This window comes from Agrococcus terreus (assembly GCF_014645235.1).
GTDB lineage: Bacteria > Actinomycetota > Actinomycetes > Actinomycetales > Microbacteriaceae > Agrococcus > Agrococcus terreus.
Window position 1 is genome coordinate 68,732 of the sequence record NZ_BMLM01000002.1, and the last position, 19,715, is coordinate 88,446.

Annotated in this window: 17 protein-coding genes; 2 read left to right on the plus strand and 15 right to left on the minus strand. The window is 74.5% G+C overall.

Translation table 11 applies throughout. From position 1 onward, the window contains the following. Positions 1-13: 13 nt before the first annotated feature. Entirely contained in the window at positions 14-1,408 is a 1,395-nt protein-coding gene (locus IEW90_RS10175) for a DUF418 domain-containing protein (protein ID WP_229679627.1), read from the minus strand. Between the two features lie 80 nt (positions 1,409-1,488). Here IEW90_RS10175 and IEW90_RS10180 point away from each other — a divergent pair, with 80 nt between their 5' ends. Both IEW90_RS10180 and IEW90_RS10185 read left to right on the plus strand, forming a co-directional pair. Further along, the gene (locus IEW90_RS10180; protein ID WP_188718188.1) at positions 1,489-2,361 is read left to right on the plus strand and encodes an iron-sulfur binding domain-containing protein; all 873 of its coding nucleotides are present in this window, start codon (positions 1,489-1,491) and stop codon (positions 2,359-2,361) included. Between the two features lie 71 nt (positions 2,362-2,432). Beyond that, entirely contained in the window at positions 2,433-3,845 is a 1,413-nt protein-coding gene (locus IEW90_RS10185; RefSeq protein WP_188718189.1) for an RNB domain-containing ribonuclease, read from the plus strand. Here IEW90_RS10185 and IEW90_RS10190 read toward each other — a convergent pair. From IEW90_RS10190 to IEW90_RS10250, 14 genes are all read right to left on the minus strand, one after another. Continuing rightward, complete coding sequence (locus IEW90_RS10190) at positions 3,842-4,318, minus strand: hypothetical protein (RefSeq protein ID WP_188718190.1); 477 nt, start codon at positions 4,316-4,318, stop codon at positions 3,842-3,844. The two genes, IEW90_RS10185 and IEW90_RS10190, sit on opposite strands and share 4 nt — an antisense overlap. Before the next feature lie 13 nt (positions 4,319-4,331). Beyond that, a complete protein-coding gene (rbfA, locus tag IEW90_RS10195; RefSeq protein ID WP_188718191.1) occupies positions 4,332-4,769 on the minus strand; it encodes a 30S ribosome-binding factor RbfA in 438 nt (145 codons plus the stop codon). Between the two features lie 89 nt (positions 4,770-4,858). Continuing rightward, a complete protein-coding gene (gene infB, locus IEW90_RS10200; RefSeq protein WP_188718192.1) occupies positions 4,859-7,576 on the minus strand; it encodes a translation initiation factor IF-2 in 2,718 nt (905 codons plus the stop codon). Positions 7,577-7,648: 72 nt separating this feature from the next. Beyond that, positions 7,649-8,032, minus strand: a complete 384-nt coding sequence (locus IEW90_RS10205; RefSeq protein ID WP_308421888.1) for a YlxR family protein — start codon at positions 8,030-8,032, stop codon at positions 7,649-7,651. Positions 8,033-8,198: 166 nt separating this feature from the next. Next, positions 8,199-9,188: a transcription termination factor NusA gene (nusA, locus tag IEW90_RS10210; protein ID WP_188718194.1), complete on the minus strand. Its 990-nt coding sequence runs from the start codon at positions 9,186-9,188 to the stop codon at positions 8,199-8,201. A gap of 130 nt (positions 9,189-9,318) precedes the next feature. Then, entirely contained in the window at positions 9,319-11,304 is a 1,986-nt protein-coding gene (locus IEW90_RS10215) for a PhoX family protein (protein WP_188718821.1), read from the minus strand. 236 nt (positions 11,305-11,540) lie between these two features. Further along, a complete protein-coding gene (locus IEW90_RS10220; RefSeq protein WP_229679628.1) occupies positions 11,541-13,304 on the minus strand; it encodes a proline--tRNA ligase in 1,764 nt (587 codons plus the stop codon). Positions 13,305-13,342: 38 nt separating this feature from the next. After that, complete coding sequence (locus IEW90_RS13855) at positions 13,343-14,047, minus strand: hypothetical protein (RefSeq protein ID WP_229679629.1); 705 nt, start codon at positions 14,045-14,047, stop codon at positions 13,343-13,345. 8 nt (positions 14,048-14,055) lie between these two features. Then, entirely contained in the window at positions 14,056-15,051 is a 996-nt protein-coding gene (locus tag IEW90_RS10225; protein WP_188718196.1) for a vWA domain-containing protein, read from the minus strand. Next, positions 15,048-16,037, minus strand: a complete 990-nt coding sequence (locus IEW90_RS10230) for a vWA domain-containing protein (RefSeq protein ID WP_373284758.1) — start codon at positions 16,035-16,037, stop codon at positions 15,048-15,050. The genes IEW90_RS10225 and IEW90_RS10230 overlap by 4 nt, the downstream gene beginning before the upstream one ends. Further along, entirely contained in the window at positions 16,028-16,516 is a 489-nt protein-coding gene (locus IEW90_RS10235) for a hypothetical protein (protein ID WP_188718197.1), read from the minus strand. Before IEW90_RS10235 ends, IEW90_RS10230 begins: the two co-directional genes overlap by 10 nt. Continuing rightward, positions 16,503-17,390 carry a DUF58 domain-containing protein gene (locus tag IEW90_RS10240; RefSeq protein WP_188718198.1) on the minus strand — a complete coding sequence of 296 codons (888 nt, stop codon included), beginning with the start codon at positions 17,388-17,390 and terminating at the stop codon, positions 16,503-16,505. The genes IEW90_RS10235 and IEW90_RS10240 overlap by 14 nt, the downstream gene beginning before the upstream one ends. Positions 17,391-17,399: 9 nt before the next feature. Then, positions 17,400-18,407, minus strand: coding sequence for an AAA family ATPase (locus tag IEW90_RS10245; RefSeq protein WP_188718199.1), 1,008 nt, complete (start codon positions 18,405-18,407; stop codon positions 17,400-17,402). Between the two features lie 50 nt (positions 18,408-18,457). Continuing rightward, positions 18,458-19,714 carry an MFS transporter gene (locus IEW90_RS10250; protein ID WP_188718200.1) on the minus strand — a complete coding sequence of 419 codons (1,257 nt, stop codon included), beginning with the start codon at positions 19,712-19,714 and terminating at the stop codon, positions 18,458-18,460. Position 19,715 lies beyond the last annotated feature (1 nt).

The window sequence follows — 19,715 nt, forward strand, 5'->3', positions numbered from 1 at the left end:
GGCGACGGGACGCTCAGCGCAGCGGCGACGGCTCCGCCACCTGGCGGCGACCGTAGGCGAGGCGCCGCAGCAGCACCTCCGCCGGACCGCGGCGACCGGTGCGCTCGAGCACCGCCGCCACGACGAGCGTGACGAGCCAGACGCCCGCGGCGACGCCCGCCGCCTGGAGCGGCGAGAGCACGCCGCCGAGGCCCAGGCCCCACGCGGCGAGCAGCGGCGCGAACAGCACCGACTGCAGCAGGTAGCTCGAGAGCGAGCGCTTGCCGACCGCGGCGATCGCGCCGCTCACCGGCCCGCGGCGCTCGCCGATCGCGGCCGCGACGAGCCCGAACAGGGCCGCGTAGCCGACGCCGCCGGCGACGCCCGCGAGGCTCGAGAGCCCCATCGTCGCCCACGACAGCTCCGGCGCGAGGAGGGCGCCGGCGTGCTGCGCCGCGGCGAGGGCGCCGCCCGCCCAGCCGACGAGGATGCCGGCGATGGCGATGCGCACGAGCGTCGCGCGATGCTCTGCGGGCCGGTCGAGGAGGCCGCGTCGGGCCGCGAGCATGCCGAGCACGACCGCGAGCGGCACGGTGAGCGAGAAGACCTGCGCGGGGGTCGCGACCAGCCACATGCCGAGGCTCTGGATGGCGAAGAGCAGGTAGTTCGACTCGGCGGGCGGCTGGGGCAGGCCGGCCGGGGCGCCGAACTGGCTGACGTCGCCCGCGACGCCCGAGCCGAGCACGAGCCCGCTCGTGAGGCCCAGGAGGCCGAAGCCCAGCAGGAGGCCCGCGAGCACCCACGTGACGATCCGCAGCGCGCGGTCGGAGCGGCGCAGCAGCAGCGCGACCACGATGAGGCCGACGAGGCCGTAGGCGCCGACGATATCGCCGAGCCAGAGCAGCAGCGCGTGCACGGCGCCGAGCGCGACCATCCACGCGTGCCGGCGCTGCAGCAGGCGGCGCGCCTCGCGCCACGGTGTGCCCGCGGCCGACTGCCGGCTGTAGAGCTGCCAGATGCCGTAGCCGAAGAGGAAGGCGAACAGCGGGTACGAGCGGCCGTCGATCGCGACGAGCGAGAACAGCTGCCAGGCGAGGTCGGCGCCCTCCTGGCCCGTGGGGTGCGCGCTCGTGAAGCCCTGCTCGCCGCCGTAGAGCCACCACGGCACGTTCGCGAGCGCGATGAGCAGCAGCATGAGTCCTCGGGCGAGGTCGGGGGCGAGGCTGCGACCGCGCGCGGCGGTCGCGGCGGCGGCGTGGTCGACCTCCGGCGGCGCCCACTGCTGGGGCGGTGGCGCCCACTGCTGCTGGGGCGGCTGCCCCGGCTGGGCGGCGGGCGGCGCCTGACCGGGCCGCGGCGCGGCGGCATGGGGATGCTGCGGCGGCTGCTGCTGCTGCGGGAGCGGGGCGTCAGGGGGGAGCTGGCTCACGCGATCGACGCTAGGCGGCGGGCGTGAACGGGCGCTGGGCGCCGTCGTGCGCCGCCGGCGGCGCTGGATACGCTGGCCGGATGCTGCGACCGGCCGACCTCGACGCGCTCGCCGGCTGGTACCGGGAGCACGCGCGCGACCTGCCGTGGCGACATCCGGACTTCGACGCGTGGGGCACTCTCGTGAGCGAGATCATGCTGCAGCAGACGCAGGTGGCGCGCGTGCGCGTGGCGATCGAGGCATGGCTGGAGCGGTGGCCGACGCCGGCGGCGCTCGCCGACGCGCCCACCCACGAGGTGCTGCGCCAGTGGGGCACGCTCGGCTATCCGCGGCGGGCGCTGCGGCTGCAGGACGCAGCGCGCGCGATCGTCGAGCGCCACGGCGGCGTCGTGCCGCGCGACGTCGACGCGCTGCTCGCGCTGCCCGGCATCGGCGACTACACGGCGCGGGCGGTCGCGGTGTTCCACTTCGGCGACCGGCACCCGGTGGTCGACACGAACGTGCGCCGCGTCGTGGCGCGCGCCGTCCACGGGCAGGGCGAGCAGGGGCCGGCCGCGCGGCGCGACCTCGCGGACGTCGAGGCGCTGCTGCCCGGGGATGCGGCGGATGCGGGGGTCCTGTCGATCGCGCTCATGGAGCTCGGCGCGCTCGTCTGCACCGCGCGCGCGCCGCGCTGCGACGCATGCCCGATCGCGGACGCGTGCGCGTGGCGGGCGGCGGGCTACCCCGCGTACGAGGGCCGCCGCGCGCCGCGGCAGGCGCGCTTCGCCGGCAGCGACCGGCAGGCGCGCGGCACGGTGCTGCGGGCCCTGCGGGGGCTCGACGGGCCGATCGCCGAGGCGGAGGCGGCGGGGCTGTGGCCGGATGCGGCGCAGCTGGAGCGGGCGCTCGCGTCGCTCGCCGCCGACGGCCTCGTCGTGCGCGAGGACGGCTCGGTGCGGCTCCCCCACTGAGCCGGTCAGTCGCTGGTCGAGGTGCACACAGCACCGGCGAGCGCCCCAGGCGGCGGGGCTATCGTCGGCGCATGCCTGCACGACACCAGCGGCTCCGCGGCGGCGACGGCGCGCTCGCCGACGCCCTCGCGGCCATCCGCGCCGAGCTCGAGCTGCCGACCGCGTTCCCGCCCGACGCGGAGGCCGAGGCCGAGCGGCTCGCCGCCGCCCCTCCCCTGCCCGAGGCCGACGCGACCGACGTGCCCTTCGTGACGATCGATCCGCCCGGCTCGACCGACCTCGACCAGGCGATCCACCTCGAGCGCGACGGCGACGCGATCGTGGTCCGCTACGCGATCGCCGACGTGCCCGCGTTCGTCGAGCCCGGCGGCGCGATCGACGCCGAGGCGCGCCGCCGCGGCCAGACCCTCTACGCGCCCGACGAGCGCATCCCCCTCCACCCCGTCTCGCTCTCCGAGGGCGCCGCGAGCCTGCTGCCCGAGCAGGAGCGGGCCGCGCTCGTGTGGACGTTCCGCCTCGACGCCGCAGGCGAGCCGAGCGGCACGACGCTGCGGCGGATGCGCGTGCGCTCCCGCGAGCAGCTCACGTACGCCGAGGCACAGCGCCGCATCGACGCCGGCGACGCGATGCTGGGGCTCCTGCGCGAGCTCGGCGAGGCGCGCATCGCCCTCGAGGAGGCGCGCGACGGCGCGAGCCTCGACATGCCCGAGGAGGAGGTCGTGCACGAGGACGGCCGATGGCAGCTGCGCCGCCGCGCGCTGCTGCCGGTCGAGCGCTGGAACGCGCAGATCTCGCTGCTCACCGGCATGGAGGCCGCGCGGCTCATGCTCGACGCGGGCGTCGGCATCCTGCGCACGATGCCCGCCCCGCCGGACGGCGACGTGCGGCGGTTCCGGCGCGAGGTCGAGGCGATCGGCGAGCGCTGGGAGGAGGGCGAGCACTACGGCGCCTTCCTGCGGCGGCTCGACCGCGAGGCGCCGACGACCCTCGCGATCCTGCAGGCCGCGCGCCGCCTGTTCCGCGGCGCCGGCTACACCGTCGTGACGGGCGCGACGCGTCCCGACGACGTCGAGCAGGGCGCGATCGGCGCCCCGTACGCCCACGTGACCGCGCCGCTGCGGCGACTCGTCGACCGGTACGGGCTGGCGATCTGCGAGGCGGTGGCGGACGGTCGCGAGGCGCCCGCGTGGGCCGTCGAGGGGCTCGAGGGGCTGCCGGAGATCATGCAGTCGTCGAGCGCGCTCGCCGGCCGGCTCGAGCGCGAGAGCGTCGACGCGGTCGAGATCGCGGTGCTCGAGGACCGGGTAGGCGAGGACTTCGACGCGGTCGTCGTCGAGCGCCGCGACTCGGGCGCCACGATCCAGCTGCTCGACCCGCCCGCGGAAGCGGGCTGCGACACCGATGCGGAGCCGGGCGAGCGGATCCGCGCGCGGCTCGTCGAGGCTGACCTCGCGTCGCGCCGCCTCCGCTTCGCGCAGGCCTAGGGGCGGCAGAGCTCGGCGTCGTCGAGCGGCAGCCCGAGCGCCTCGCGCGCCTCGCGGTCGAGTCGGTCGCGCTCCTCGGCACCCGGCGCCGGGATCCTCGCGGCGCCCTCGGCCCAGCCCGCGTCGGCGACGGCCATCGCCCAGTCGAGCTCGTGGCGCAGCTCCTCCTCCACCCGCCACGCGGCCTCCGCGCCCTCGGGCCACACCTCGTCCTCGCCCCCGATCGGCCCGATCCCGTCGAGCTGCCGGACGCGCTCGAGCGCCGCCTCGGCGATCTCGTCGGCGTCGCCACGCTCGATCGCCGCCTGCAGGTCGCCGTCGCCGTCGAGCACCGTGCACATCGCCGCGCGGTGCTGCGCCGCGGCGCGCTCGACCGAGATCGACTCGAGCCCGTCGTCGGCGGCGCACCCGCCGAGCAGCACCGCCGCCGCCAGCACCGCGGCCGGAGCCGTGGCGCGGGCGGCGGCGCGCATGGGTGCCCGGACCTCAGTCCTCGGGGTCGAGCTCGCGCGGCTTGCGGTACGGGTCGGCCTCGCCGGCGTACTGCGCGGTCGAGGCCGCGTCGTGGCTCGCCTTGTCGCGCACGCGCGCCTCGTCGAGCAGGTGCTCGATCGTCGACGCCGACTCCGGCAGCGCGTCGAGCATGAACTCGATCGACGGGGTGAGCCGCAGGCTCAGCCCCTTGCCGAGCTCGCGCCGCACGATGCCCTTCGCGCTCGAGAGCGCCGCGGTCGTGTCGGCCCGCTCCTCGTCGGTGCCGAGCACCGTGTAGAAGATCGTGGCGTGCTGCAGGTCGCCCGTCACGCGCACGTCGGTGATCGTCACGAACCCGAGCCGCGGATCCTTGACCTCGCGCTCGAGCGCGCGGACCGTGATCTCGCGGATCCGGTCGGCGATCTTCCTCGCCCTGGGGTTCTCGCTCATGGCTCGTCCCTCCTGCTCCTGTCGTAGGAGCGATCCTTCCTGCAGACACCTGTGGGGCGGCCGAGGCCGCCCCACAGGTGACGATCCGATCAGGCTCGGGGCTTCTCGACCATCTCCGTGGTCTCGATCTCGTCGCCGATCTGGATGTCGTTGTACTTGCCCAGGCCGATGCCGCACTCGAAGTCCGTGCGGACCTCGGTGACGTCGTCCTTGAAGCGGCGCAGCGACTCGATGGCCAGGCCGTCGGCGAGCACGACGCCGTCGCGGATGACCCGCGCCTTGGCGTTGCGCGTGATCGTGCCCGAGCGCACGATGACACCGGCGATGTTGCCGAACTTGGAGGAGCGGAACACCTCGCGGATCTCCGCGACGCCCGACTGGACCTCCTCGTACTCCGGCTTCAGCATGCCCTTCAGCGAGTTCTCGATGTCCTCGATCGCCGCGTAGATGACGTTGTAGAAGCGGACGTCCACGCCCTCGCGGGCGGCGCGCTCGCGCGCCTTCGTGTCGGGGCGGACGTTGAAGCCGATGATCACGGCGTCGTCGACCGTCGCGAGGTTCACGTCGGACTCGGTGATCGCGCCGACGCCGCGGTGGATGATCCTCAGGTCGACCGAGTCGTCGATCTCGATCTTCATGAGCGACTCCTCGAGCGCCTCCACAGCACCCGACACGTCTCCCTTGATGATGAGGTTGAGCGTCTCGACCTTGCCCTGCTCCAGCGCCAGCTTGAAGTCCTCGAGCGAGAGGCGCTTGCGGGCCTTCGCCAGCAGCGCGTTGCGCTCGACGGCCTCGCGCTTCTCGGCGATCTGGCGGGCCATGCGGTCCTCCTCGGTGACGAGGAAGGTGTCGCCGGCGCGCGGGACGCTCGAGAGGCCCTGCACCTGGACGGGCATCGACGGGCCGGCCTCCTCGACCAGCTCGCCGCGGTCGTCGACCATCGCGCGGACGCGGCCGTAGGCCGTGCCGGCGACGATCGCGTCGCCGACGCGCAGCGTGCCGGACTGGATGAGCACGGTCGCCACCGAGCCGCGGCCCTTGTCGAGCTTCGCCTCGATCGCGACGCCGCGCGCCTCCTTGTTCGGGTTCGCGCGCAGGTCGAGACCCGCGTCGGCCGTCAGGAGGACCGCCTCGAGGAGGTCCTCGATGCCGGTCTTCGCGAGCGCGGAGACGTCGACGAACATCGTGTCGCCGCCGTACTCCTCGGCCACGAGGCCGTACTCGGTGAGCTGCTGGCGCACCTTGGCGGGGTTCGCGCCCTCCTTGTCGACCTTGTTGACCGCGACCACGATCGGCACGTCGGCCGCCTGGGCGTGGTTCAGCGCCTCGATCGTCTGGGGCATGATGCCGTCGTCCGCCGCGACCACGAGGATCGCGATGTCGGTCACCTGCGCACCGCGGGCACGCATGGCGGTGAACGCCTCGTGGCCCGGGGTGTCGATGAACGTCAGCGCGCGGTCCTCGCCCTCGTGCTCCTGCCAGACCTGGTAGGCGCCGATGTGCTGCGTGATGCCGCCGGCCTCGCCGTCGATGACGTTGGCGCCGCGGATCGCGTCGAGCAGTCGCGTCTTGCCGTGGTCGACGTGACCCATGACCGTGACGACGGGCGAGCGGTACTCGAGGTCCTCGTCGCTCTCGTCCTCGAGCTCCTGCTCGAGGTCGAGGCCGAAGCCCTCGAGGAGCTCCTTGTCCTCGTCCTCCGGGCTGACGATCTGGATCTGGTAGCCCAGCTCCGCGCCGAGCAGCTGGAAGGTCGTCTCGTCGAGCGACTCCGTCGCCGTCGCCATCTCGCCGAGGTGGAAGAGCACGGTGACGAGGTCGCCGGGGCTCGCGTCGATCTTCTCGGCGAAGTCGGCGATCGATGCGCCGCGGCGCATGCGCACGACGGTCGTGCCGTCGCCGCGCCGGACCTTGACGCCGCCGATCGACGGCGCCTCGCGCATCTCGAACTCGAGCCGCTTCGTGCGCTTCGACTTGCGCGACTTGCCCTTGGCGCCGCCCTTGCCGAACGCGCCGGCGGTGCCGCCGCGACCGCGACCGCCGCCGCGACCCGCGAACGCGGGGCCGCCGCGACCGGGAGCGCCACGACCGGGCGCGCCCTGGCCGGGACGCTGGAAGCCGCCGCCGCCGCCCGCGCCGGGACGGCCGCCGCCGCCGGGGCGGGGCGAGCCGGGACGCGGAGCACCGGGACGCGGGGCGCCCGGACGGGGCGCGCCGGGGCGCGGCGCCGCGGGGCGGGGGCCGCCGGGGCCCGCTGCGCCCTGACGGCTGGTGAACGGGTTGTTGCCGCCGCGGGGACGGCCCATGCCCTGGCTCGCCGCGAACGGGTTGTTGCCCGGGCGCGGGGCGCCGGGACGGCCCATCGGGCGCGGGATCGCACCGGGGGTCGGCGCACCGGGGGCGGGCGCCTCGGGCGCGGCGGAGCCGCCGTCGCGGGGCGCCTCGGGCTGCGCGGGGGCAGCCGGGGCGGCGGGCGCGGGGGCGTCTGCCTTCGGCGCCGCCGTCTTCGGAGCCTCCGCCTCGGGGGCGGGCGCCTCGGGCGCGGCGGGCTGCGCGGCCGCGGGCTTCGCGGCCGGCTTGGCGGCCGGCTTCGACTGGGCCTTCGGGGCCGCCTTGGGGGCCTCGGCGGCGGGCTTGGCCGTCGCGCCGTCGGCTTCGAGGGCCGCCTTGAGCTTGCGGGCGACCGGGGGCGCGATCGCCGAGGCGGGTCCCTTGACGAACTCGCCCATCTCCTTGAGCTTGGCCATGGCGACCTTGCTCTCGACGCCGATCTCGGCGGCGATCTCGTGCACGCGTGGGTTTGCCACTTCTCTCCTGTCCTGGTCCGCCCAGGACAGGGCGGACGTCACTTGCTGACGGGTCTCATCTCGAGCCGCTCATCAGTTGTCCATTGGCCGTTCGTTCCTTCGGTCGGGGCTCTGGCCGAGCCCGTCCTGCGCCCATCGTGCGATGGGCGAGGTGTCCACGTGCTGGCGCAGCGCCCGCGGGATCGCGCGGATCGCGCGCTCCGCGCACTGCTGCGTCGGATGCACCCACGCGCCTCGGCCGGGAAGCCGTCGACCTTCGTCGACGACCGCCTGCCCGCCCTGCGCGGCGATCCGCACCAGGAGTGCGGGTTCGGAGCGCGTGCGGCAGCCAAGACACGTTCGGATGGGGTCCACTCTACCGCACGACACGCCCGGGCGCTGGAGCTCGGACGACCGCACGTCGAGTGGCGCAATTCGCATCTCAGTGGCGGAGAACGACTGGCAGTGGCGGCACATTCCGGCCGATCGGCACCACTCGGCGCCGAGAGCCGCCACTCGACGGGTGGGTGAGCGGAGGCTCAGTCCTCCATGACGGAGTCGGGCTGGATGTCGATCTCATCGCTCGCGGAAGGCCCACAGGGCCTTCCGCTCAAGACGGCTCAGATCGACATCCGGTGAGGTCCTAGTCCTCCATGACGCTGTCAGGCTGGATGTCGATCTTCGCCCCCGTCAGCTTCGCGGCGAGGCGCGCGTTCTGGCCCTCGCGGCCGATCGCGAGCGACAGCTGGAAGTCGGGCACGAGCGCGCGCACGGCCTTCGTCTTCGCGTCGAGCATGAAGGCGTCGGAGACGCGCGCCGGGCTCAGCGCAGAGGCGACGAAGGCGGGCAGGTCCTCCGAGTAGTCGACGATGTCGATCTTCTCGTCGCCGAGCTCCGCCTGGACGGCGCGCACGCGCGAGCCCATCTCGCCGATGCAGGCGCCCTTCGCGTTGATACCGGGCTGCGTCGCGCGCACGGCGATCTTCGAGCGGTGGCCGGCCTCGCGCGCGATCGCGACGATCTCGACGGCGCCGGAGGCGATCTCGGGCACCTCGAGCGCGAACAGCCGGCGCACGAGCGCCGGGTGGGTGCGCGAGACGGTGACCTGCGGGCCGCGCTGGCCGCGCTCGACCTTCGTGATGTAGACGCGCAGGCGCTGGCCGTGGCGGTACTCCGCGCCGGGCACCTGCTCCTCGGGCGGGAGGATCGCCTCCATGTCGTCGCCGAGCTTCACGTGCACCATGCGCGGGTTCGGGCCCTGCTGCACGACGCCGGCGATGACGTCGCCCTCGCGGTCCTTGTAGGCGCCGAGCACGGTCTCGTCGTTCTTCTCGCGCAGCGCCTGGAAGATGACCTGCTTGGCGGCCGAGGCGGCGATGCGGCTGAAGTCGTCGGTGTTCGCGGGCGACTCGCCGACGACGTTGCCGTCCTCGTCGACCTCGGGCTCGTAGAGCGTCACGTCGCCGGTGCGGCGGTCGATCTCGACGCGCGGCTGCGGGGCGTCGGCGTCGTGCTTCTCGCCCGAGCGGAGGTGCGCCTGGAGGATCGCCTGCTCGATGATGCGGATCAGGTCGTCGGCGGAGATCTCCCGCTCGCGCTCGACGGTCTTCAGCACGGTCAGATCGATCTTCACTTGTGTCTCCCTCTCCAGGTCCGCGACCACATGCGGACCCGACAGCCTACCGCGACCGGGACGCGCGCGGCGAGCCCGGGCGGGGCGCGGGAGGGGCCGGGCGCGCGCCCGACCCCTCCCCCGGTCCGCGTCAGGCGCGGACGACTTGCACGACCGACGGCCGCGGGCCGGCGAAGGTGCCGGGGCCCGTCGCGCCGTAGTCGGGGAACGCGGAGCGCTGCACCTCCCACGAGCCGTCCTCGCCCGGGTGCTGGACGGCGACGAACACAGAGCCCTCACGGTCGTGGATGACGGGCCCGCACGTCTCGGCGTCGACCGGCACGGCGAGGAACTGCTCGACGCGGCCGCGCGTCGGCCCCTCGAGCGACACCTTGAAGAGGCCGTCGTCGAGGCCGAGCGTGCCCGGCTGGCCGTCGGTCGAGATCCACAGGTTCCCCGCGGCGTCGAAGGCGACGTTGTCGGGGCACGAGATGGGCGAGACGAGCTCCTTCGGGTAGCCGGCGAAGTACGTCGACGGGGAGGCGGGGTCGCCGCACAGCAGCAGGATCGACCACGCGAACGCGGTGCCCGAGGCGCCCTGCAGCTCGGTGAGCTCGACGACGTGGCCGTCGCGGTTGCCGGTGCGCGGGTTCGCCTCGTCGAGCGGGTGTCGGCTGCCGCGCTGCGAGTTGTTCGTGAGCGCCACGTAGACGCGGCCGGTCGTCGGGTGCGGCTCGACGTCCTCGGGGCGGTCCATCTTCGTCGGCCGCACGAGGTCGGCGGCGAGGCGCGTGTGGACGAGCACCTCCTCGACCGACATCCCGGGCACCATGCTGCGCCCGCCGAGCGTCAACGGGATCCACTGACCGGTGCCGTCGAACGCGCCGTCGGCGGGCAGCGCGCCCGAGCCGTCGACCTCGGCCGCCGGCGACGTGCCCGAGAAGCGCGCGACGAAGAGGTCGCCCTCCGACAGCAGCTGCAGGTTCTGCCTGCGGGCGCCGGGCCCGGTGCCGTCGTTGTAGCGGTGCTTCGAGACGAACTTGTAGAGGTAGTCGCCCCGCTCGTCGTCGCCCATGTACGCGACGACGCGGCGGTCCTCGCCGATCCGCACGTTCGCGCCCTCGTGCTTGAAACGACCGAGCGCCGTGTGCTTCACCGGCGTCGAGGTCGGGTCCTGCGGGTCGATCTCGACGATGTACCCGAAGCGGTTCGCCTCCTGCTCGTGGCCGTCGGCGGCGCGGAAGCGCGGGTCCTCGAGCTCCCAGCGGGTCGACGACGGGGATGCGGAGAGGCCGTAGCGCGAGGTCGCGGCCGTGGCCGTCGGGGTCGTGAAGTAGCCGTTGAAGTTCTCCTCGCCCGAGAGCACCGTGCCCCACGGCGTCGTGCCGCCGGCGCAGTTGCCGAGCGTGCCGCGCACCATGCGGCCGCTCGGATCGTCGACCGTGCGCAGCAGCGCGCCGCCCGCGGCGGGGCCGACGAGCGCGAACGGCGTCTCGACGGTGATGCGGCGACTGCGGCGGCCGACGGTCGCGCGCCAGGGGGCGCCGATCGCGTCGCGCTCGATCTCGACGACCGACATGCCCTGCGCCATCTTCGTGATGCGGGAGCGCTCGACCGCGCCGAGCGAGGGCGGGAACATGATGCCCTCGTTCGAGTACTCGTGGTTGACGACGAGCACGCCCGTGAGGCCCGAGGGGTCGGCGAGCACGTCGAGGTAGTCGTTGTTGTAGCCGAACTGGAGCGCCTGGGCCTCGGGCGTCTGCGCCTCCGGGTCGAAGGCGGGCGCGCCCGGCAGCACGGGGTCGCCCCAGCGGATCACCGGGTGCCAGGCGTAGCCATCGGGCACCGTGAGCGCGTCGACGCTCGCGGGCACGGGCGGGATGGGCTGGAACGGCAGGGTCGTCGACGCGGCGGCCGCTGCGGGGCGGCCCGGTCCGACGCCGAACGCGCTCGGGAGGGCGATCGCGACGGCGCCGGCGAGGCCGAGGCCGAGGGCCGCCCGGCGCGTGAGCACCGCGTCGACGACCGAGCGGAACGTGGGGTTGTCGGTGCGGTTGCACTCGGGGCCGAGGCACGCGTTCGCGCACTTGAGCATGCACGTGACCGGGGACCGCTTGCCCCGGACGTGGTCGGCCATGGGGAGGCTCCGTCGGTCCTGTCGCTCGATGGTCACGGTGGGCTCCTTCGGTCGTGGATCCATGACCAGGACAGGGTGCTCCTCCGGAACCGCGATCCGGTTGCGCGCGGGTGAACGCGCGGCGACGGTGCCGTGACGGGACGTGCGTCCACGGAGGCGCCGCGATGCGAGCGAGGCCCGCGCCCCTGTCGGGATCGCGGGCCTCTGCCGCTCTGGGCGTCTGTGGACCGGTCGCGTCAGCGCGCGAGCGCCGCCGCGAGCTCCTCGATGCGCACCTGCTGGCGCTCGCCCGTCGCGCGGTCCCACACCTCGACGAGGCCCTCGGGCGCGTCGCGGCCGACCACCACGGCCGTGGGCATGCCGAGCAGCTCGACGTCGCCGAACTTCACGCCCGGCGAGACCTTGCGGCGGTCGTCGTAGAGCACCTCGAGGCCGAGCGCCTCGACGTCGGCGGCGACGCGGTCGGCGATCGCGAAGACCGCCTCGTCCTTGCCGGTGGCGACGACGTGCACGTCGAACGGCGCGACCTCGCGCGGCCAGACGATGCCCTTCTCGTCGTGGTACCGCTCGACGATCGCCGCGAGGTTGCGGGTGACGCCGATGCCGTACGAGCCCATGGTCGGCACGACGAGCTTGCCGTTCTGGTCGAGCACCTTGAGGCCGAGCGCCTCCGCGTACTTGCGGCCGAGCTGGAAGACGTGGCCGACCTCCATGCCGCGCTCGAGCGTGACGGGGCCCGAGCCGTCGGGCGCCTCGTCGCCGGCGCGCACGTCGGCCGCCTCGACCCATCCGTCGCCGACGAAGTCGCGGCCCGCGATGAGGCCGAAGACGTGATGGCCGGCGAGGTTCGCGCCCGTGAGCCACGCGGTGCCGTCGACGACGCGGGGGTCGAGGAGGAAGCGGATGCCGGTGGTCGACGCCTCGCCGAGCACGGCGCCCGCCTCGGACCACGGGCCGATGTAGCCCTTGACGAGGCCGGGGTGCTTCGCGAAGTCCTCCTCGGTCGCGGGGACGACCTCGGCGGGCTGGAAGGCGACCTCGACGCGCTTGTCGTGCACCTCGCGGTCGCCCGGCAGGCCGATGACGACGAGCTCGGTCGAGCCGTCGGGCTGCGTGAGGCGCAGCACGACGTTCTTCAGCGTGTCGGCGGCGGTCCAGGGGCGGCCGTCCTCGCGCGGGTGGTGCTCGTTGGCGTGGGCGACGAGCGTCTCGATCGTCGGGGTGTCGGGGGTGGCGCGGATGCTCGCGGGCGCCTGGCCGTCGATCGGCAGCGCCGCGGGCGGCACGGTCGTGAAGGCCTCGACGTTGGCGGCGTAGCCGCCGGCGGAGCGGACGATCGTGTCCTCGCCGACGGGCGTCGGGTGCAGGAACTCCTCGGACTTCGAGCCGCCCATCGCACCCGCGTCCGCGGCGACGATGACGTAGTCGAGGCCGAGGCGCTGGAAGATGCGCTCGTAGGCGTCGCGCTGCGCCTGGTAGGAGGCCTCGAGGCCCGCGTCGTCGACGTCGAACGAGTAGGCGTCCTTCATCGAGAACTCGCGGGCGCGCAGCAGGCCCGCGCGGGGGCGGGCCTCGTCGCGGTACTTGTCCTGGATCTGGAAGAGCGTCAGCGGCAGCTGCTTGTAGCTCGAGACGAGGTCCTGCACGAGCAGCGTGAACATCTCCTCGTGCGTCGGGCCGAGCAGGTGGTCGGCGCCCTTGCGGTCCTGCAGGCGGAAGATGCCGTCGCCGTACTCCTCCCACCGGCCGGTGCGCTCGTAGGGCTCGCGCGGCAGCAGCCCCGGGAAGAGCACCTCCTGGCCGCCGATCGCCTCCATCTCCTCGCGGACGATGCGCTCGACGTTGCGGCGCACCCGCAGGCCCAGCGGCAGCCAGCTGAACAGGCCGGAGCCGGCACGGCGCACGAGGCCGGCGCGCAGCATGAGCGTGTGGCTCGCGACCTCCGCCTCGGCGGGGTCCTCGCGCAGGGTCGTCAGGAACAGCTGGGACTGTCGGATCACCCTGCCGATCCTAGAGGTCGGCGGGCGCCCGCCCGGCCTCACCAGGGCCGCTCGACGCCCGTGCCTCCGGGGCCCTCGCCCTCGTCGTAGCTGTCCTGCTGCTGCTGCTCGGTCTGGGCGTCCTGGTTCTGCTGGTCGAGCTGGTCCTCGGGGCTCGGCTCGGTCGGCTCGCCGTCGCCGTCGCCCTGGCCCTGCTCGATCTTCTCCTGGATGCGCGGGTCGGCGGCCTCGAGCTGCGCGCCGGTGTCGGGGCGGCCCTGCATCGGCTCGTCGAAGCATCCCTCGGGCGCTCCGTCGATGCGCGAGAGCGCCTCCTGGTAGAAGCGGTTCGCGGTCTGCTGGTCGTCGGCCTCCCGGGCCTCGTCGCCCTGCTGCTCGATCGCGGTGACGATCGTGGCGACGATGACGCACCGCTCCGAGCGCTGCGCCGCCGTCACCGGCTCCGGGTGCAGCCCGAGCGCCTCCTCGAGCTCCGCCCGGCCCTCCACGAGCTCGCCGCCCATGACGAGCGCGACGCCGAGGTTGAACGGCGCCTTCCACGGCTCGACCCAGTTCCAGCCCTCGAGCGCGCGCGACGCCTCCGCCGACTGCGCGTACGCGCGCGCCTGGAAGCGGTCGACCGCGACCTGCCCGAGCACCGAGACGCTGATGAGCTTCGAGGCGACGACGAGCGCGACGATCGCGACCGGCACGAGGCCGATGAGCAGCCAGCGGCGCAGCACTCGGCGGCGCGCGTCGGACATCGGGCGGCTCATCGCTCCGCCCCCGTCAGCTGGCCGCGGGAGGCGCGGAGCGTACGGGCGAGGCTGAGCCCCTCCCAGCCGAGCAGCAGCGCGAGCGGGGCGCCGAACGCCCAGGCGAGCTCGAGCCGCGACTCCTCGGTGCGGTCGAGCTCGGCCTCGCCGTCGGCCGCGGCCATCGGCCCGAGGGCGTCGGCGATCGGCAGCCCGGGCGCGCGGTGCAGGTAGGTGATGCCGAGCTGGTCCGCGATGCCGCGCAGCCGCCCCTCGTCGATGCGGCTGATCGCGTCGCCGCCCGCCGGGTCCTGCACGTACTGCGGCTCGCCGCTCGTGTCGAAGCCCGAGGCCTGCATCCGGCCGCCCTGCGGGGTGCCGTAGCCGAGCACGAGGCCGCGGTCGACGAGCCCCGCGACGTCGCCGAATGACTCGGGCTCGCCGTCGGCGGTGTGCTCGCCGTCGCCGAGGTAGAACACGACGGCGGGCGACGACGGGTCGGCGGCCTCCGAGCGCTCGAGCTCGGTGCGCAGCAGCTCGTGCGCGATCGCCACGGAGGTGCCGCGCGAGCGCACCGCGATCTCGGGCCGCAGCGCGCGCACCATCTCGATGACGGCGGAGCCGTCGTCGGTGAGCGGCACCCGCAGCGCCGCCTGCGAGTCGAACGAGATGACCGCGATATCGGCGCCGGCGAACGCGCGCGCGATCTCGACCACGTCCTCCTGCACGCCGGTGAGGCGCGGCTCGCCGCCGAAGTCCTCTGCCGCGATCGACTGCGAGGTGTCGACCATCACGAACACACGCGCCTGGATCGAGGCGGTCGGCACCTCGCCGCCCGGGATCGCGGGCCGCAGCGCCATCGCGACCGCCAGCACCACGAGCGCCGTGCGGCGCAGCCACGCGAGACGCCGGCCGCGCTCGGCGACGAGCTGCCAGATGCAGAGCGCCAGCAGCGCCGCGCCGATCGCGGCGACGAGCCAGGGCTGCTCGGCCTGGAGGGTGAACGGGGTCACAGCCTGGCCCTCCAGACGGCGATGCAGACGCCGCCGACGAGCAGCAGCACGACGAGCGGCAGGATGCCGGGGCGGTCGACGACCTGCACGAGCGGCGGGGTCTCGATGTAGCCGGCCTCGATGGCGTTGACGCGGTCGACGATGCCGGGCACCGTCTGCGCGAAGTCGAGCGGGAAGTACGCGCCGCCCGTGCCCTCCACCGTCTCGCGCAGCTCGTTCGCCGCCTGGTCGGCGCCGAAGTCGAAGGGGTTGATGGCGTAGACGCGCACGTCGTGCTCGATCGCGAGCTGGCCCGCCTGCGGCAGCGAGAAGATCTGCTGGCCGTTCACGATGTTGTCGGTCGCGAGGATGATCGAGCGCGGCCGCTCGCTCGCCTCGAGGTCGGCGAAGTCGAGCACGCACGAGGCGAGGCCGTCGCCCACGAGCGAGGCGCCGAGCCCGTTCGCGGTGCCGGCGAGGTAGTTGAACTGCTCCTCGGGCGAGAGCTGCCCGGTGAGCGCGCGCTCGTAGCGGCCGAGCTGCGCGGCGATGTAGTCGTAGTCGCTCGTGAGCGGGAACGCCATGACGCTCGACGCGTCGAAGATGCGCATGCCGATGCGCTCGCCGTCGAGCTCGCGGGCGATGTCCTGGTAGACGGCGAGGATGTCGGCGTCGACGTCGACCATCGAGCCCGACACGTCGAGGCACAGCACGATGTCGCGCTTGTAGTCGTCCTGCTGGCTCGCGTGCACGCCCGCGGGCCGGGAGGCGAGCACGCCCGCGACGAGCGCGCCGCCGAGGGCGAGCGCGAGCGCGCCGCCCACGAGCAGCCGGTAGCGCACGAGCGCGCCGCGGAAGGCGCCGAGCGCCGTCATGCGGTCGACGTGCGCGACGGCGACGCCGCGGTCGCGCCGGCGCCGCGGCAGCAGGAGGCCCACCACGACGAGCGCGACGGCGACCACCGCGAGCACCGGCAGCACCCACGGCCACAGCAGCATCACATCCACGTCGCCACCACCTGCCGCGCGGCCGCGAGCGCCGCATCCGGGTCGTGCCGCGCCGCGCGCCGGAAGGACGACGGGTAGTACTGCTCGACCGCGCCGCGCACCGCGGGCAGGTCGGCGCCGCCGAGGTCGCGCAGGGTCATGACCTCGGCGACGACGCCCGTCGACTCGTGCGCGAAGAAGCGCAGCACGAGGCTCAGCCGCTGCGCGAGCGCCCGTGGGTCGAGCTCGCCCGCGGCGTGCTCGGCCGCGACCTCGTCGATCATGCCGAGGTACTTCTCCTTGACGCTCCGCACGTCGATCGGCACGGGCGGCGGCGGGGGCGGCTCGAGCACGCCGCGCGGCCGCGTGAGGAACCAGGCGGCGGCGTACGCGAGCATCGCCGCGAGCAGCACGGCGCAGCCGAGCACCCACCACGGCCCGTAGCCGAAGGGGCCGTAGGTGTCGGGCGCCGGCAGCAGCGCGAGGTCAGCGGCGCGCACGGCGGTGCCTCTCGAGCAGCCGGAACAGCGCCGCGATCGCGCCCCGCTCGTCGGAGACGCGCGCCGCCGCGATCCCGAGCGAGCGCAGGCCCTCCTCGAGCCGAGCGCGGCGCTCCGCCGCGGCCTCGTCGAAGGCGCGGCGCAGCCGCCGATCCCGTCGCAGGAACGCGGGGAGCCCCTGGCCGGAGTCGACGCCGACGAGCTCGCGCCGATCGCGGCCGCGCGCCATGAGGTCGGCGTCGCCGATCGAGACCCACAGCACCTCGTGGCGCGCCTGCAGGCGACCGAGGTGCACGTCGAGGTCGTGCGTGTAGGCGACGTCGTCGGCGATCACCACGACGAGCGCCCGCCGCCGCATCCGCCGCACGGCGAGCGCGAGCACCCGCTCGAGGTCGGAGCGCGGGCCGTCGAGCGAGACGGCCTCGTCGATCTGGCGCAGCATCCGCTCGAGGTGCGCCTCGGAGCCGCCCTCCTGCACCGCGAGCACCCGCTCCTCGTCGCCCGCGAGCAGCGCGACCCGGTCGCCGTGGCGCGAGGCGAGGTAGCCGAGCACCCCCGCGACGAGGATCGCGAGCTCGGCCTTCCGCTCCCCCGACTCCGACACCGCGGCCATGTTGCGGCCGGCGTCCACGACGAGCAGGAGGGTGTGCTGGCGGGAGGCGATGTAGCGCTTGATGAGCGGCACGTGGCTGCGCGCGGTCGCCTTCCAGTCGATGTCCTTGACGTCGTCGCCCGGCTGGTACTCGCGCAGGTCGTCGAAGTCGTGGCTGCGGCCGTGGTGGATCGACGCGTACTCGCCGTCGAGCAGCTCGAGGGTGCGGCGGTGCGCGTGGATCGACATGGTCGTCCTGACCTTGCGCAGGCGTCGCTCCATGGATCGCCCCTACGGCGTCCGGACGGCGCCGAAGACGGCGTCGACGATCTGCTCGCTGGAGACGCCGTCGGCCTCCGCCTCGTAGCCGAGGATGAGGCGGTGGCGGAGCACGGGATGCCGGAGGTCCTTGACGTCCTCCGGGATCACCCAGTCGCGGCCCTGCACGAGGGCGAGCGCTCGCGCCGCGGTCGAGAACGAGAGCGAGCCGCGGGGGCTCGCGCCGTACTCGATGTAGCCGGCGAGGTCGGCGCCGATGTAGTCGGATGCGTGGCGGGTGACGTACATGAGCTGCACGACGTAGTTGGTGATCGCCTGGTCGACGTAGACCCGCTTGACGAGCTCCTGCAGGAACCGCACGTCGTCGAGCGTCGCGACGGGCTCCGCGTGGCCGCGCTCGAAGACGCCCGTCTCGCTGCGCCGGACGATCTCGGCCTCCTCGGTGGGCGTGGGGTAGGTGAGCACCTCCTTGAGCAGGAAGCGGTCGAGCTGCGCCTCGGGCAGCGTGTACGTGCCCTCCTGCTCGATGGGGTTCTGGGTGGCGAGCACGAGGAAGGGCTCGGGCAGCGCGTGCGTCTCGCCGCCGATCGACGTCTGCCGCTCCTGCATCGCCTCGAGCATCGCCGACTGCGTCTTGGCGCTCGAGCGGTTGATCTCGTCGAGCAGCACGAAGTTCGCGTGCACGGGGCCGAGCTGCGTGCGGAACTGCCCCGTGTGCTGGTCCCAGATCTGCGTGCCGACGATGTCGCTCGGCAGCAGGTCGGGGGTGCATTGGATGCGGTGGAAGGAGGCCGACACGGAGCGCGCGAGGGTCGCGGCCGCCGTCGTCTTCGCGAGGCCGGGCACCGACTCCATGAGCAGGTGGCCGCCCGAGAGCAGCGCCACGAGCAGCGAGCGCAGCAGCTGGTGCTGCCCGACGACCGTCGACTGGAAGGACTGCTCGATCGAGCGGATGATGCGCGACGCGCGCTCGAGCTCCTCCGGCGAGATCGGCTCGCGGCCGGGGACTGCAGCGTTCACGCGGGGCTCCTCACGTCGGTCGGCCCGCTGCGACGGGCCGCCCGATCACGCTATCGGCTCGCGCCCGCGAGGCGCTGGACGCCGCCGGCCCCGCGCGCGCCCGTCGCGAGCACCGCGGCGACCGCGATCGCGGCGATGATCGGGAGCATCGCGAGGTTGAGCCCGGCGTAGCCGACGAGGCCGAGCACGGGACCGGCGGCGGCGCCCGCGGCGGCCCCGGCGAGCCCCAGCACGAGGTCGCTCCTGCCCTGCAGCGCGGGGCGCAGGTCGGTCTCGACCGCGCCCGCGACGAGGGCGGAGCCGGCGACGGTCGCGGCGCTCCAGCCGAGGCCCAGCAGCGCGAGGCCGACGGGTGCGGCGGCGGGCGGCAGCGCGAGGTTCGCGGCGACCGAGAGCGCGAGGAGGCCGACGCCGACGAGCACCGCGACGCGGCCGCCGAGCCGGTCGGTGAGCCAGCCGAAGACGGGCGAGAGGGCGTACATGCCGGCGGTGTGCGCGCTCATCGTGAACCCGATCGCGGCGAGGCCGTGGCCTGCGTGCTCGAGGTGCACGGGCGTGAGCGCCATGACGCCCACCATGGTGGCGTGGGCGCCGGCGACCGCGACGATCGCGGCGACCGCGCGCGGGTGCTCGCGCACGCGCAGCCGCGGATGCGCGCCCTCGCGGGGCGGCAGGCCCTGTCTGGCGAGCAGCAGCGGGTCGGGGCGCAGCGCCGTCCAGAGCACGAGCGCCGTCACGGCGAGCGCGCTGCCCGAGATGACGTACGCGCCCACGAGGTGCGGCAGGCCGAGCGCCGTGCCGAGCGCGTCGCCCGGCGCGATGAGGTTGGGGCCGACGATGACGCCGATCGTCGTCATCCACACGACGAGCGCGAGGTCGCGGCCGCGCCGCGAGGGGCTCGAGAGGTCGGTGGCGGCGAACCGAGACTGCAGGTTGATCGCGGTCGCGCCGCCGAGCACCAGGAAGCCCGGCAGCACCATCCAGGCGGCGCCGAGCGTGCCGCCGACGGCGAGCAGCACGGTGCCGCCGAGCGCGAGCAGCGCGCCGGTGGTGAGCGCGACGCGGCGGCCGCTGCGGACCGCGAGCCGCGCGAGCGGCACGGCGAGCGCCGCGCCGCCGAGCACGAGCAGGGTGGCGGCGAGGCCCGCGAGCTCCTCGCGGCCCGTCACCTGGGCGACGAGCAGCGAGCCGACGCCGAGGGCGACGCCGTTCGCGACGCCGCCGAGCGCCTGCGCGATCGACAGGACGACGAGGGTGCGGCGCTGCGCCGGGTGGGCGATCAGGCGCCCCGCGCCGCCGCCGGCCATG